10 protein-coding genes and 1 pseudogene are annotated in these 14,098 nt (G+C 56.3%); 1 reads left to right on the forward strand and 10 read right to left on the reverse strand.

Annotated elements, in window-relative coordinates; genetic code table 11:
- Positions 1–115: 115 nt before the first annotated feature.
- Together RBB80_RS11800 and RBB80_RS11805 are read right to left on the reverse strand one after the other, a co-directional pair.
- Positions 116–1,018 carry a hypothetical protein gene (locus RBB80_RS11800; protein WP_433968352.1) on the reverse strand — a complete coding sequence of 301 codons (903 nt, stop codon included), beginning with the start codon at positions 1,016–1,018 and terminating at the stop codon, positions 116–118.
- 1,027 nt (positions 1,019–2,045) lie between these two features.
- Positions 2,046–3,229 (reverse strand): IS3 family transposase gene (locus RBB80_RS11805; RefSeq protein ID WP_433968353.1). Its coding sequence is split into 2 segments (ribosomal slippage): positions 2,046–2,962 and positions 2,962–3,229, totalling 1,185 coding nucleotides; the frame shifts between segments, so codons are not numbered across the junction.
- A gap of 538 nt (positions 3,230–3,767) precedes the next feature.
- On the opposite strand from RBB80_RS11805, the gene RBB80_RS11810 reads away from it, so the two are divergent.
- Positions 3,768–5,132: a hypothetical protein gene (locus tag RBB80_RS11810; RefSeq protein ID WP_433968354.1), complete on the forward strand. Its 1,365-nt coding sequence runs from the start codon at positions 3,768–3,770 to the stop codon at positions 5,130–5,132.
- A 320-nt stretch (positions 5,133–5,452) separates the two neighbouring features.
- Here RBB80_RS11810 and RBB80_RS11815 read toward each other — a convergent pair.
- From RBB80_RS11815 to RBB80_RS11850, 8 genes and pseudogenes are all read right to left on the reverse strand, one after another.
- Positions 5,453–6,765 (reverse strand): annotated as a pseudogene (locus RBB80_RS11815) (sigma 54-interacting transcriptional regulator).
- Positions 6,766–6,998: 233 nt separating this feature from the next.
- Positions 6,999–7,937, reverse strand: a complete 939-nt coding sequence (locus RBB80_RS11820) for a peptidoglycan-binding domain-containing protein (RefSeq protein WP_433968355.1) — start codon at positions 7,935–7,937, stop codon at positions 6,999–7,001.
- A gap of 127 nt (positions 7,938–8,064) precedes the next feature.
- Entirely contained in the window at positions 8,065–8,973 is a 909-nt protein-coding gene (locus RBB80_RS11825; protein ID WP_433968356.1) for an aminotransferase class I/II-fold pyridoxal phosphate-dependent enzyme, read from the reverse strand.
- Between the two features lie 37 nt (positions 8,974–9,010).
- Entirely contained in the window at positions 9,011–9,709 is a 699-nt protein-coding gene (locus RBB80_RS11830) for a hypothetical protein (protein WP_433968357.1), read from the reverse strand.
- Positions 9,710–9,972: 263 nt separating this feature from the next.
- Positions 9,973–10,812, reverse strand: coding sequence for a hypothetical protein (locus RBB80_RS11835; protein ID WP_433968358.1), 840 nt, complete (start codon positions 10,810–10,812; stop codon positions 9,973–9,975).
- Positions 10,813–11,238: 426 nt separating this feature from the next.
- Positions 11,239–12,597: a hypothetical protein gene (locus RBB80_RS11840; RefSeq protein ID WP_433968359.1), complete on the reverse strand. Its 1,359-nt coding sequence runs from the start codon at positions 12,595–12,597 to the stop codon at positions 11,239–11,241.
- Between the two features lie 5 nt (positions 12,598–12,602).
- On the reverse strand, positions 12,603–13,238 hold the full coding sequence (locus RBB80_RS11845; protein ID WP_433968360.1) for a hypothetical protein: 636 nt from the start codon (positions 13,236–13,238) through the stop codon (positions 12,603–12,605).
- A gap of 274 nt (positions 13,239–13,512) precedes the next feature.
- Positions 13,513–13,908, reverse strand: coding sequence for a hypothetical protein (locus RBB80_RS11850; protein ID WP_433968361.1), 396 nt, complete (start codon positions 13,906–13,908; stop codon positions 13,513–13,515).
- Between the last annotated feature and the right edge of the window lie 190 nt (positions 13,909–14,098).

The following is a 14,098-nucleotide window of genomic DNA, read 5'->3' on the forward strand; positions in this document are numbered from 1 at the left end:
ATGATCAAGACCATAGCGATCCGGCGGCTGGCCCACAAAATTGAGATTTTGAGTTCGCGGGGCGAAATCAGCACAACCAGGTGCGTATAGGCGCTTTACGGAAATAGGCGTTGGTCTAACGCAGCATTGGACGAACCATAACAACAACGTCCAACGGACCGTGCCGTTTTGTCAGGTCGTTCTGTAGTGCTGCCGGGTTTCCGCATCTGCCGTCGGGGTCATAGACGAAGCAAAAGAGCGTCTTGCAATCCAGGTGGGCTTGGTAACGCAGGATATCTGTGGCGAGCTGGTTCACGACCTCTTTCTGATCCAGGTTCTTGCGGGTCATCTTCACTTCCACCACCAAGCCGAAGGCCTTCAGTAAGAAATCCACGCGGCTGGAGTTGCCAGCATAACCAGGAGTCCACTCCTCCGGTCGAACGTCTTCGAAGTGAACCTTCAACAGCGCTCCGAGTAGATCTTGCACGTCGTACTCGTCTGTCATCGTTACAGTCGGTCGGTTGTTATGTCTCTTCTTCAACGCGTTCACGATGACCGGGAAGCGGTCACCGATGTTCTCTACAATGCGAAGTGCATCGCGGCTATTGACCGGCTGCGCCCAACTTTGTTCCACCTGAGACTGGATACATGCATCCAGCACGGAGGACGTGGCGCACAAAACAAGGGAGGCCTCGGCCACGTCATTGATCTGACTCTCTGCTCTTAGCGCAAGCTTCAGGATTCGTCCCTCAAGGTCGGCCTCCTTGAAATCAAGTCCAAGAGGTGAAGCGAATTCGGCTTCCCTGGAAAGCCAGTGCAAGAGGCAAAGAGTAGGCAATGGCGGATCATTGCCTCGGGGCACTTGGATATCCCACCGTACGTCCAGTTGACTGGCCGCGTAGGCCGATAGAAGCTGTGTCGGTGTGCCAAGCTGCAACCTATCGCGCCCCTGATCCAGAATTTTCCTGAGCCAATCGCGATGCGCTTGATCAACTGCAGGACAATGTTTGGCACCAAGGCAGAGCCCTATCAACTCCAAGGGGCGATAGAAATAAGATTCCCGATCAACAGGGAAAGCATTCCGAGATGCGAGGCGCTCGAAATGCGAACTCCAATCTGAATCGTATCCGCTCCATTACAGAGCGGCATTCGCTTTTTCCAGCATCCTTTACCCGCTACCCCAACAGCGTGCCTTGCGGCAGCACCTGCCCAGAAGGGCGGGGCAACGGGCTTACCTTGTTCCATTTGAATGACACGAATGACTTAGCCCCCACCTCTACACCGATAGCCTTTGTGTCCGTGTACTCCATCCCTACCGGTGGAGCAGCCGGCTGTGTGCCTTTTGGCTAGAGCCTGTCAGCGTCTTTGGCTCCTCGGCCGTTACGATGCCTGCGGTGGTTCACTTTCGTTGGACATATCATTCAGCCTGGCTCCTCCCACCGCCTTGACGCTGGCAGTGGCAGAGAACCCCTCGCGGGGTTCTCCTTGTCAAAGACAGAGGCTCGTTGTCTCGACAGCTTTCGACCCAGCCGTTACCAGCTACGCCGATGTCGATAGGCTACTGCGGACGGAACCGCAGGTTCAGCTCACTCCTTTCGTGTTGAACAATCATTCAAATAGCCTCAAGTCGCACGGCGGGAAAGGCCCGCAGAGGAGGGGGCCGGAAGACGGTGGCTTCCTTGCCGGCTGCAGGCTGGGGGAGCCTTCCCCCTTTCTGGTAGTGGCCTTGGTCTTATGTCTGTCGGGGTGTGTTGCAGACTGGATTTCCGTGTACTGCTACATCTGCCTCGAATTTGTTTCCGTCCGCTAACAGGAGGCTGGCGTAGAGGATTTGAGGGTTGGATTTTGGGGGTGGTTGCTGGACAGCGTTCCTGATAGGGGTCCGGCGGCCCATGGAGGACAGTATCGCAACGTAAAATTGCTTATGACCCAAGATGCCGTTGTCCAGAAGCAACGTCAAACATCCCGCAACTCATCAGGAGCTTTCTTAGAGCATGAGTATTGGAATCGCAGCATCCCCTGAACACCGCAGCCTTTCCCTCATTCGGCCATTAGTCTTTTTTGATTTAGAGACCACGGGAACGATTTTGGGGATAGACCGGATTGTCGAGCTTGCCGTTATCAAGCTGTGGCCTAACGGAGAACGAAGCGAGTGCGAGTGGCGGTTCAACCCGGAGATGGCTATACCTGGAGAGGCTAGCGCGTACCTTCGTGCAAGAGGTCGTAGCTTGTGGATTCACCGAACGCGTGTGGTGTACCCGTCTGGAAATCTCTCCGTTGAGGAACTCATCTCTGAGCTTCGAGTTGAAGCTCTCACCGTAGCCGTTCTCCCAGGGAGAGCCGGGTTCGATATACAGCGTCTTTGCACCTGTGTCCGCCAGCCATTTGCACAGGTCCTTCGCGACGAACTCCGGACCGTTGTCGGAACGTATGTGCTCCGGCACCCCTTTCCACACCATCACGTCGGCCAGTGCTCCGATGACCTTGGCCGAACTCCAACGCCGCTCGGCACGGATCATCAGGCACTCCCGCGTGGATTCATCGATCAAGTTCAGGATGCGCACACTGCGGCCATCGTGAGTTCGCGCACTCACGAAGTCGTAACTCCACACATGGTTGGGGTGTGTCGGCCTGAGCCGCACACACGAGCCATCGTTGAGCCATAACCGGCCTCTCGCTTTCTGCTTCTTTGCTACCTTCAGCCCTTCGCGACGCCAGATACGTTCGACTCGGTCCTTGCCTACCTGCCAGCCGGCTCGCTGGAGCAGAGCCGTGATCCGGCGATACCCGTAGCGGCCATACTGGCTGGCAAGGACTACGATGGCCTGAGTCAGAGCATCTTCGTCTTCACGCTGCGTCGGTCGGTAGCGTTGCGTGCCTCTGGGCTGCCCCAACCGCAGGCACGCATGCCGCTCACTCACTCCATGCTCACAAGCATGGCTGACCGCACAACGCCGTCGCTCAGGGCTTAGAAGTTTCCCGCCGCGATGTCCTTCAACACCAGTTTGTCCAGGCTTAGTTCAGCGACCAGACGCTTCAGCTTCGCATTCTCCTGCTCAAGCTCCCTCAGCCGCCGCGCCTGATCCACCTGCAGACCGCCATACTCCTTGCGCCAACGGAAATACGTCTGCTCCACGATCTCCGCTTCCTTGCAGGCTTGTGCCGTCGTCTTCCCGTTCGCCACCGCCACTTCAATCTGTCGCAGCAGGTTCACCACCTGCTCCGGTTGATACCTCTTCCCTCGTCCCATACAAAGCTCCTCTCATGCCAGTTTCTTATGGTTCTCACTGGCACAAAATTTGCCGGGCACTCCAACTCGATGCTGCCGTTGCGAAAATTGGAAAACAAACAGTGATCCTTGGCCGCAGCCAACACCCCAGCGGCGCCCTTCTCATTCCGTATGGGCCGCGACACGTCGTCTGTATCTGGGTATCCGAGATCAAGCTGTGGAGCCGTATACCATGGGCCTGCAGATAAGCGAAGTGAGATTCGGAATAGAGATATAGGCCGGTTCAAGCCGAGAATTGGCAATTTAATCGTTTATCAAAAAGTGGCCACGCAGCGCGGGCGACATCTCCTTTACATGCTGATGCTTACCGCGTTTGGGCATTAGCACGCTCTCTGTGTTCAAAGAGAATCCATCTTTCGAGTGTGGACTTCGCGGGGAATCGATCGATACCTGACCGAAACCATATTCGTTAACTCAGCGTGAATTGCAGGGATTTCAGTGTGGCATCCCACTTGCTTCATCTCCATTGCTGGATCGATTTTAATTGCGAGGTCGTAGCATGCGACTCACAGTGGAAAGCTTCACCGTCCCACGGGTCAATGAACAATTTGACCTCGAACAGATGCGTCGTACGCCGGAGTTCTACTTTGAGCGGCGCCAGAGCCATCAGTATCCTCTTGTGATTGAATCCGACGAGGAATTGGAACAGTTTCTCGGCGGTCTCGTCAGTGATATCGGGCACACGGTCAGTAACGTGGTGAAGGCCGTCGACAAGGTCGTTCCGATCTCCAAAATTGCGAAAGGTATAGGTGATGTCGCTTCTGCAGTTGACAAGGTCGTGCCCATCTCCCTGCTTGTACCTGGCGGGGTGGTCATGCGATTTGCTGGGGATACAGCATCGCGAGTCGCCCGCGGAGAGAATGTCTTCAAAGCGATCGAGAGTGCCGGGCGTGGAGCGCTGGGTGATGTCAAGAAGGGATTACAACTCGCATCCATGGTTGCAGGCTTCGTGCCGGGGATCGGCACTGGAGTGGGGGCGGCCCTTGGAGCAGCGAGTGCGCTTGCCAACGGTGAACCGATCACCGAAGCGCTCATCGCCGCGGCGCGCAGCGCTTTGCCTGGGGGAGCAATCGCGAAGGCAGCGTTTGACATGGCAGCAAATTTGGCCAAAGGGAAGAACATTGGTGAGGCGGCGCTCAGCACGCTTCGCTCGCAATTACCAAACAATCCAATTGCGCAAGCTGCATTCGACGCAGGCGTGTCGCTCTCGAAAGGCCAGAGTATCCAGCAGGCTGCCTTAGCGGCCACCGGGAAGTTGTTGCCAAAGTCGCCGCTCGCAGATGGTGCTTTGTCATTCGTGAACAAGGTGATGTCCGGCCAGAACATACAAACGGCCGCTCTCTCAATGGCCGGGAATCTCGCATTCAAGAAGTTGCAACAGGCTGGAGGAATCAAGGTGCCCGGAGTTGGGACGGTCACGATCCCGCGCCTTTCAGGTTCTGTGCCAGCTATACGCGGAGTCTCGTTCGGGCCAAAAATTCCAAGCGCGATAGCTCCAGCCTTCTCAGCAGGAGCGAAAGCTTTAGGTCGAATCGAGCTAAAGGCCCGCGATGTAGCTCAATCGGGAGGAGCTACTAGGGTTCTCGGAACCGGGGCGCCAAAAATGCTACGTCCGCCGAGTGCGCAAGTCTCGTATCCGATGCTTCGTCCGCAGATCGGAGCCAGCACAGGGACTGGACGCAAATTCCCTGCACCAGCACTGCAGGGTCTGCGCGGGTTGGGACAATCGTCTGGCAACCTCGCCGCCCCCCAAGCGGTCCCTCTCTTCAAACCGGTAGTGATGCGAAGAATATTGGTGTCCCGCAAAATGGATTGGCGCAGTTGCCGAGCGGCTCAGCAACTACCTCTTTCGATAGGTGTATGACGTCTGCAAGACGACAGTGCATGGGCACCCCAAGGATCGTGGTAGACACTCCAATGTTCAAGTCAGTGGATTTGGATAATTCCAAGTACTCCTTCGATTCCGTGCCGCGTGACACGCCAGAGCGCAGAGCCCGTCCAACGTCCTCGTTCCAGCCCAGCAGGGTCGACCGCGATTCTAGCGGACGTAGATATGGGAGCAATGGCGTGGCGCACTCCAGAATTCCTGCGACAGGGCATTGGGTGCGAAAGAATGGTGGAGTCGTCGTGGTTGGCGCATATGCTTCGTAGCCGTAAGCGACGCACCGGCAGCGTAAGTCGTCGTCAATACGCGAACTTGCCGGCGGCGCGCCGAATCTGAAGCGCTCGATCAGTGATGCCCAAGCACCTTGCGGCCTTCTGCAGATTACCCTTCTCTGCCTGAACGGCAATGCGAATTGCCGTTTCGGTAGCCTTCTGGCTTATTTCTTTCAGGCTAGTGCCGCATGCAATCGCTTGACCGATACTTTGCTCAAGCTGCTTGTCTGGCCAAGAGAAGTGGAGTTCTGGGTCGACCGGGCGATCTTCTTCCGGTATGTCGCCGGCCGTGATGGGCCCTGGTCCCACATGTTTCTGCGCGATGCGCTGAACAAGCTGGCGCAACTCGCGCACATTGCCTGGGTAGGACCGATGCATGAGATAGTCGCGCACGGGAATATCGACGGCAGGAGTGTCAGCAGGGAAGATAGAGCCCAGAAAACTCAAGGCAAGCGGCAGGATGTCGTCTAGACGTTCAGAAAGCGGCGGCATGTGAAACACACATCCAGCGATGCGATAGTAAAGATCTAAACGAAACTGCCCGCGCTTTACCAGGTCTTCCAGGTTTCGGTTTGTAGCACAGATGAGCCGGAAATCTGTGCTTTGCCATGCGTTGCCCCCAACTCGCTTAAATGTTTTCTCTTGAATCGCGCGCAGCAGTTGAGCCTGCAATGGAAGAGGTACGTCGCCGATTTCGTCTAAGAATAGAGTTCCGCGGTGCGCTAGAGCGAAAGCACCTTCCCGCTGATTCTGGGCGCCGGTAAAGGCCCCCGTTCGTGGCCAAAGAACTCGCTTCCCGAGAGCTCAGGCACGATCGCCCCGCAATCAACCGTAACGAGATCTCCATGTACTCCACGACCTGCGTTGGCATCTTGACATAACGAGTTGACGAGGCTGGCCAATACTTCTTTGCCAGTGCCACTTTCTCCGATAAGCAAGATAGGAGAAGCATTGAACCGAGCGGCCTCTATGACACCGCCAACCAGTGTGCGCCAGGCTGCGCTAACACCCACTAGCGAACTGCGCCTCGTCACTTCATCTACTGCCCGATCCAAAAGGCACCAGCGGTCGAGCTTGGCCCGAACCTGCTGGGCAACTGAACCATCGTTCTTCCAGCACAGGGCGTCGTCCGCTCCGGCATGAAGCAATCGCCAGACGATGCTCCCGCTTGATGCCTCGGTTGCGGCCAGAGCTAGAACCCGGGCACCCGTTCGGCCACGCAGTTCATGAAGAAGGGTGAAAAGCTCCTCTTCTATGGAGTCGAAACAAAGGATCCCGCACGGCTCGCGATGCCCGGCCTGGAGTGGCGTGAGCTGGATGCCCGCCTCAGCCAATCCCATGCGAACTGCAGCCTCAGCAGGGTCGCTGCGTCCGCAAAACCGAAACCATACTGCTGCCTGTTCCACGGTCGCCTCCGCGTGTGGGCGAGCCCAACTCTGCTGAGACACGGACAAGAGAGAATCCTCCCGATCGCGAAACTCCAATTCCGGATCGGCAAGAATCAACGCAGCAACACACGGCCGCAGGTTGAGATGTGGTGCATTCAGTCACAAATTGCCACAACAGTGTAGAGTCAAACGCTGTGGATAATAATGTTGTTGCCGCGTCGAACCCAGCGTCCCGCTAGTTGCTGCTGTGATTGACCCTCGGGGGGCGTTCCAGGCTTATCGGGAATCGCCTCCACCGCATCTACGAGGCCTGGAGCATACTGCCTTGAAGCCTCGACCACGGCCTGCTTACCTCGCTCGAATGGAGGCAGATCGTCGTCAGCATCCACCGCGCGCTTCACCGCATGTCGAGCGAATCTGACGAATTTCCTTGCGGTTTCAAATTCGCGGTCCTCTTGGCTCATCTCACCGACTTCCAGGCCGAACAACTGTGCCGCAGCCGACCCGAGTTGGCTGCCCACTCCGGCACCCGAAGAACCTCCGAAGTAATTGCCCACGGCTTTGCCTGCGATCGGTAGTATTTGCTTTGCCGCGCTCTTCAGAATGCCTCCAACTGTCTGACCCGCAGGGGAATTCGCGAATCCTTTTACGGACCTGCCAATGTCCTGGATTAAGTCTCCCAGAAATTGCTCTAACTCCTGCTCACTTGTAATTCCAGACAACTCCGCAGCCAATGCGATTTCCTGCATATCGTTCAACATCGATTCCTGCTCGCCGTACTCCGGCTGTTCGAGTGAGTACTTCGCTTCTTCCATTTCTCCGGTCTGATCCGGCGAGTCGGGGGGCCACTCGGAGGCATGTCGGGCGGTCCCGGAGGTCCTGCGATCGGCACCGGAGGGACTGGGAAAGGGGGCGGGTGGGGGAAGTTGGCGAGCGCATGCCGCCTGCAATGCGCCCACGGTTTGGCTGTCGAGTATCCCAGTAACCGGTAGTTGTTGTTGTCCCTGGAACATCTGGATTGCGCGGCGGGTATCCGGTCCCACAATACCGTCCTGAGGTACCCAGGCACCTACAAGCCGGGCGAGACAGGCCTGTGCCCACGGTACCCATTGGGATGTGTCCATTGGTGTGCTGACGCCCCACGCGGATTGATACAACCATGGCCACCTGGGACGCCTACGATAATCGACATAACCGCGCGGGTACCTGGACCCTCTGTCGCCCGTTCCAGTGACGGCAGTTGGTCTGGTTCTATAGCCACCGCTCTGGTAGCCGGAGCTTTGTTTCGAACTCCCGGAGTAGCTCGCACGGGGTGTATAACCGGTTCTTCCGCTGTAGGGACTCATTGGATCTCACTCCTTCTGTAGGAAGCGCTCCGCTGGGCAGCGCTTCCACCAAGCTGTCTAGTGCTTTGTTGATGTCGGTTAACCTATGCCGAACCGTGAGCACAAAGCTGATACAAGGACGATGGTCCCCACAGCCCTCGTGCAACACGGGACGCACACCCAGGTTCAGCAGTGCGTGGTAGACCGCCACAGTGTTGGCGCCCGGGGGCAGGGCAATGGGCTGCACGGGAAAGAGGCTGTTGCTGCCCAAGAGAGATAGGCGCTTCAAACCTCGCCGAAAGTGGGCCACTCCCTCGGCCAGACTCAAGCGCAACGCGTCGCCAAAGCGGCGGTTTAGCTCGACCGCGTTCAGGGCAGCTGCCAAAGCCGCCGCGGAGGGTGGGCTGCAATGCACACGCGTTTGGCTCTCAGACCTGAAGTGCTCCACAACGCGGGTGCTTCCTGCCAGCATCGCGACAGGGACTCCGAACGCCTTCGCAAGGGAACTAACGAGCACAATAACTGGATGTCGTAAGGCCAAGCGCTGAAGGGAGCCTCCCCCGCCATGACCGTACGGAGCAAACCCTGCAGTCAATGCTCCAAACACGCCGAGTGACTGAGTATCGTCAACCACGAGAAATCCACCTCCTAACACAGCGCACTGTGCATAATCGGTCAATGGTGCCGCTGTCCCGCACCCCGGACAAAAGCCGTCCGTTACTATCGCTGGCGTCACCCGCCCGGCGTTGCGCATTGCCTTCTGCAACGCTGGAATGTCGTTCGGGGGAAGGTTTGGACTGACGCGCCCGCTGTCTTTGCTCTCTCTACGCCCCATTTTGAGATCGCGTAGGAGCCCTGATCGACAAAGATGCTCAGGTTCTCCCCGATAGCAGCGGAAACAAATCCCAGAACAAATGCAGTGTTGACGTCCCCAGCAGCGCTCGCTCGCAACCGACCAGCGCCGCCAGTTCTGACTCGACCTCAGCGGTACCGGGAAGTTCCTCCAAGGCTGACGGCTTTCCCGAAGTTAGACGGGGCCAAGCGGGCAGGTTCCACGAAGCGTGCTCGAATTCCAGATACGCTGCGGAAGTGAAATCGAGCATAGAATTTGTTCCGCTACGGCAGCATTCGTTGGTAGGTAGTGAGCCGCCTCTGCAGGTGAACCCCGGAATCGTCGCATCTACGTTGTCTCCGGTAGTCACATCCACGCCCACTGCTGCACGGTATGCGTGAATGTAGCCCTGGATCTCTGGCCGCCAATAGCGTGCCCAGTTCTTCGCTGAATCCTCATCGTTGACATTAATCCAGTCACCGTACCGCGCTGATAGCAACAACTGCTCTCCATAAACGGCGAGATCACGGAAGTGAGTTACAGACACGTCAGTCCATCCTTGGAGGGTTTTCATCGTGTCCACTTGTGGCATCCAGGCTTCTTTGTAAGGGACCATTACCCGGCTCTGAAGAAAGTCGCGAATCTCAGGCCGTGCCAGCATGAATTGGGTCAGCAGTGTCTCCACGCGCGCAGTCCACGGCAAGTCTCCAAATTGGTTATGAGCTCCCTGCGCCAGCATCAGATGAACTTCCTTGAGTGCATTAAGGAGAGGGAATCCGTCCGCAATGACCGTCGTCTGAAAGTCCTCTTTGAAAAAGAGGAAGCTTTGGTACAAAAGGTTGTGAAACGCTTCGAGGAACTTTGATCGAGAATCTGCAGGACGGATGCCGCCCGTAGCTCTACCAAGCAGCGTGAGCCCGTACTGATGTGAGTACTCAAACGCTCGGCGACGAACAGAAAGCCGGTCGACCTCCTTCTGTATATATCCCCAAAACACGTTATTTAGGGGCGCAGCGGATCCAGCTCCATGTTTGTTAGTGGATCGCGATCCGATGACATCCGAACATTCTGGAAGCGCAGGGCAATAGCGTTCATCGTCTGCATTAGCATCCCTTCTTCCAGCCAATAAGTATGGAACAGCTCTATTAGACAAGGCTCATTGATGCGTGAGGTGACCAATCGATCAGACCAACCTTTCTTTTCCAATGCAGGGAACGCGGCCTCGACGACACGGGTGATATACGGAAGTTGTGAAGAATTTCCCAGATATTCTCTCAACCGCATTGCCATCTGTTCGCGAGTGAAGGGTTCACCCAACCGTTCTGTACCTTCGCCCGGATCGAAGCGATCGCGCTCCGCACGGCGGCCGATTCTCACTCCGCATTCAAGTAAAAGGAATGCTTCAGTTGCGAATTTGAGAAAGTCATATGCCGTGACCCCATGGAGATGAGCTCCAAGATCTCTCATCCGCCTTTCGATGGGTTCTGGCAGGATTTCGCCTTCTTCCCACATAAGAACACGATTAAGGAATTCACGATATCGGTTGAACGAAATGGCTTGGGTGCGATCACGGATAGCCACCCAGAGGGCCTGATCCAATGTTGGATCTGAAGAAGTGCGGTGCAGTGTGACTCCGACCTGCCCGCCGATCATCTGGATGTCAGGGTCTGAGACGGTGATCTCCGCGTGGGCAGTCGCCTTTGGGTGTACATCGGAAGGAGTGGTAATTCCAATCACAGTGACCTCAAGACGCACTGGCGCTGCATGGGCGAATACGAGCTCCACTTCATCAGGTCTGAGCTGGACGAAACCATCACTCCGAGGATGACTCCACTCAATCAACTCGATATGCTCCGGAGAAATAGCGGATTCAGCACGAACAACCAGACGCCTCCCGACTACTCCTCGGATCACTGGCAGGAGCGTCTCCCTTCTTGGGTGTACGCATGAGTTGTGAGACGCAGCTCCAGGTCCAAGTCGAAGTTGATTTCTTGGGGTACGGATTCCTTCGTGATGTGAACCTCGTGCTCACGCGATTTGCCAAATGCTCTACACCTTATTACGTATGTGCCCGGCTCCAGTTCATTGCCGAACTCGTACTTGCCTGTGGCATCGGTTTCGGTGGTCAGGGCATAGGGCTCACCCGCCCCGCCCCGCCCTTTTGCTTGGCGGCGGAACTGCAGTTGCAGTTCTGCGCCGCTTATGTGACTTGTGCCTCCGGTATGGGTAACGCGTCCAAAGACGCTGACTAGCCCTTGTGTCTCCTGCCTATCCATGGTGTGCTCCTTTTCCTCGTAATCTGTCCATCGCGCTAGATGGAGTTTCTGCATGTAGCGGAAGCGATTGTTTTACTTCACAACCCGCCGCCGCTTGCAAGGTGCTCCGCACCGCCCAGTGGGTCAGCACTTTCCCGACAACTGTGCTCTCTTCTTCAGGGCTGATGTTTCCGTCTGCCCGTCCCTGGCCTAATGCTGCGAAGACTAAGGTGGGCCGAGCCTTGTACATTTGGTCGGGCATCGTCCGCCATCCTTGAAGCAGAGCTCGCAGCCTAGCCGGCTGTAACTCGTCCGTGTCAAGAGCTTCGACGATCGAGCGGCCGTTTAGTGCTGCTGGACGGTGGTGCAGAAGGATCGCAACAAGCCCTGGAATCGTCCGTTCCAACAACAAGAGGACTTGGCGTTGATCTTCATGTATACGGTCAACCGGGTAATAGGAATCCCATAGATCCGTAAGTTGATCCCACATCGGTTGAGGATAAAGCGCCTTCCCAAGAGCTGCACTCACCTTCACTCGTATCCAAGGAGTGGGGTGTGGATCATCCGGGTTCAGGCGAAAAACGAATGCCCTCGGGAGACTCACCACCCCCATCAACCCCATTGTTGAACCCACCCCGACGCGAGCCACAGACCACAGGTCGGCGACGATTTCCGAGATCCATCTCTCCCAGAGTTGCCATGCGAGAGACTCGACTCGATTACCGAGCCCTCGACCGTGCAACAGAGGCCGAAACGATTCCACTAAATCAAGCAGTGCAGCCGCTTGGTGGCCGACTTCATGTATGAGCGAAGATGCAATACCACTCCCCACCATTCTTTCCCGCGGAACTCGAATGATGCTGATGGGATTCAAGCCTCCTCCTGGTAAGCGTGTCCGCGCACGCCGTATTGACGCACCCACACCTCGATCGAGGTAACAAACGATTGGCTTTGCTTCATAAAAGTGGCCACGAAGATAAAGAGCATCTGCCGACAGAACGTCCAGACCAGACAGCCAAACTCCGGTTTCGCTTTCGCTGCGTTGAGTGATCACATTGTCAAACAGGTCAAAGTGTGTGATCACCGCGTTGAACCTGAGCCGTAACATCGTGAATTCTCGTTGGGCAAGTTCAGCGCTGCTCTCCGATGCCTTCGGAGATCTGAGCCAGTTCAGAAAGCTGTCGACCAGCAAGCGCAGATGCTGTCGTCCGTTCGTAAGGAAATTCTCGATTGCGGTTGCTGTCTGAGGCAGAAGCCCCGCTGCGGGCAGCATGGATTCCTGCAGGGCAAGGGGCTTCACCCGACCGAGACGAGTCAGAAGCGCCCTTGCCTCCTGCTCCAGCATCCATGACGCAAACGGTGGGATGGGCATGGCGACTACACTCCAAGTAGAATGATCCGCTGACCGTGTCGCACCCAGCGCCCCGTCTTCTTGTCCGTCGAAGACGCGCCTCCTACTTCGGGTCTGGAAGCTCCATTGGCAAATGACTTGACAAATTCGGGAGCGTGTATTTTGGCTGCCTCGATAAGTGCAGTCCTCGCGATCGCCTGCGGGTCTCCGGTCGCAGGAGATTTCGCTGCATTCTTGGCGGCTTCACCCGCGAGTTTGACAAAAGTATTTGCGGCTTCCCACTCATGTTCCTCATTTTCAGCCTCGAACATACCGCTGGCCTGTTGAGCGAGCTGCCCTCCAATCTGTGCGCCGGTCGGGCCTCCGAGATAGCCGCCCAAGGCTTGCCCGGCCATCGGCAACAACTGCTTTGCCGCCCCTTTCAGTAAGCCTCCGAGAGCCTGGCCGGTCGAGGAATTAATGAAGCTGCCTACAGCCGACCCTGCCTTTTTGAACAGATCACCCAGGAAATACTCCAGCTCCTGCTCGCTGGATACCTCCATCAGTTCCGCAGCAAGATTCATCTGTTCGTTTTCGTTGAATACTGTTTCACCCGAGGGGAATTCATAGTTCTCCATCTCCCCCGCGAATCCAACCTGAGTGCGGTCGATATTGTGCGCCATGTTTTTCTCCTGTCCGTGCCTTAAACCCCGATCAACGTAATCGTGTGGTGATGGCGAATCCATCGTCCGGCCCGGCGCGTGGGTTCGCCTGATTGATTAGCTGGCTGGCTTATAGTCACCAAGCCAGGAGCATACGCACGGGCCGCCTCTACAGCTGCTGCTTTCGCCCTGACTGTAGAGTCCTCGGGACGAACTGCTTCAAGCGCGTTTTTAACTGTTTGACCAGCGAACCTGATGAATTGCTTCGTTGCTTCGAGTTCGCCGTCCTCGGGGCTTAACCCTCCAACTCCAGGCCTAGCGTGTTACCCGCAATGGCCGCCAGCCCGGTGCCAAGCTTCGCACCGAGTGAACCTGCTAGATCATTCCCATAGGAACTTGCAGCTGCCGGCAACACCTTACGCGCTGCCATCTTCAGCACGCTCGCGACTGATTGGCCCAAGGGAAGATCAACAAATTTTCCAAGTGATATCCCGGCCCGCTCGATCAAATCACCCAGGAAATATTCGAATTCTTGTTCATTTGTCACTTCTAAGAAGCGAGAAGCTAGTTCCAGCTCTTCGCTTTCGCTAAACACCTTCCCGGCATCCTGCTCGAATTGCATCTCGGAAGAGAACTCCGAAGCTTCCATCTGAGGAGAATATTCAGTGAGCGGGTTGCTGAAGGTGCTCATGCCGATGTGCTCCCGATTCCCTCGCTGTTCGTTCAGGCGAGTTGCTTCATTGCCCTACGTAACACGTTGAGGCAAGTGTGTCGCCAAACCTAGATTGCGGTGTTTCTGGCCGATTGCACGGTCCAGAGCGAACCGGCTTTCGCTTTGGCGCGAGGCAAACAGGATTTCAACGAACGAGAATTCGCATAAT

The organism is Tunturiibacter gelidiferens (assembly GCF_051013345.1).
GTDB lineage: Bacteria > Acidobacteriota > Terriglobia > Terriglobales > Acidobacteriaceae > Edaphobacter > Edaphobacter gelidiferens_A.

Bases quoted from the DNA above. Each gene is read 5' to 3' on its own strand.
- RBB80_RS11810 (WP_433968354.1), top strand. From the start codon at position 3,768: ATGCGACTCACAGTGGAAAGCTTCACCGTCCCACGGGTCAATGAACAA.
- RBB80_RS11840 (WP_433968359.1), bottom strand. From the start codon at position 12,597: ATGCCCATCCCACCGTTTGCGTCATGGATGCTGGAGCAGGAGGCAAGG.
- RBB80_RS11825 (WP_433968356.1), bottom strand. From the start codon at position 8,973: ATGGGGCGTAGAGAGAGCAAAGACAGCGGGCGCGTCAGTCCAAACCTT.
- RBB80_RS11830 (WP_433968357.1), bottom strand. From the start codon at position 9,709: ATGCTGGCGCAGGGAGCTCATAACCAATTTGGAGACTTGCCGTGGACT.
- RBB80_RS11850 (WP_433968361.1), bottom strand. From the start codon at position 13,908: ATGAGCACCTTCAGCAACCCGCTCACTGAATATTCTCCTCAGATGGAA.
- RBB80_RS11845 (WP_433968360.1), bottom strand. From the start codon at position 13,238: ATGGCGCACAATATCGACCGCACTCAGGTTGGATTCGCGGGGGAGATG.
- RBB80_RS11820 (WP_433968355.1), bottom strand. From the start codon at position 7,937: ATGGACACATCCCAATGGGTACCGTGGGCACAGGCCTGTCTCGCCCGG.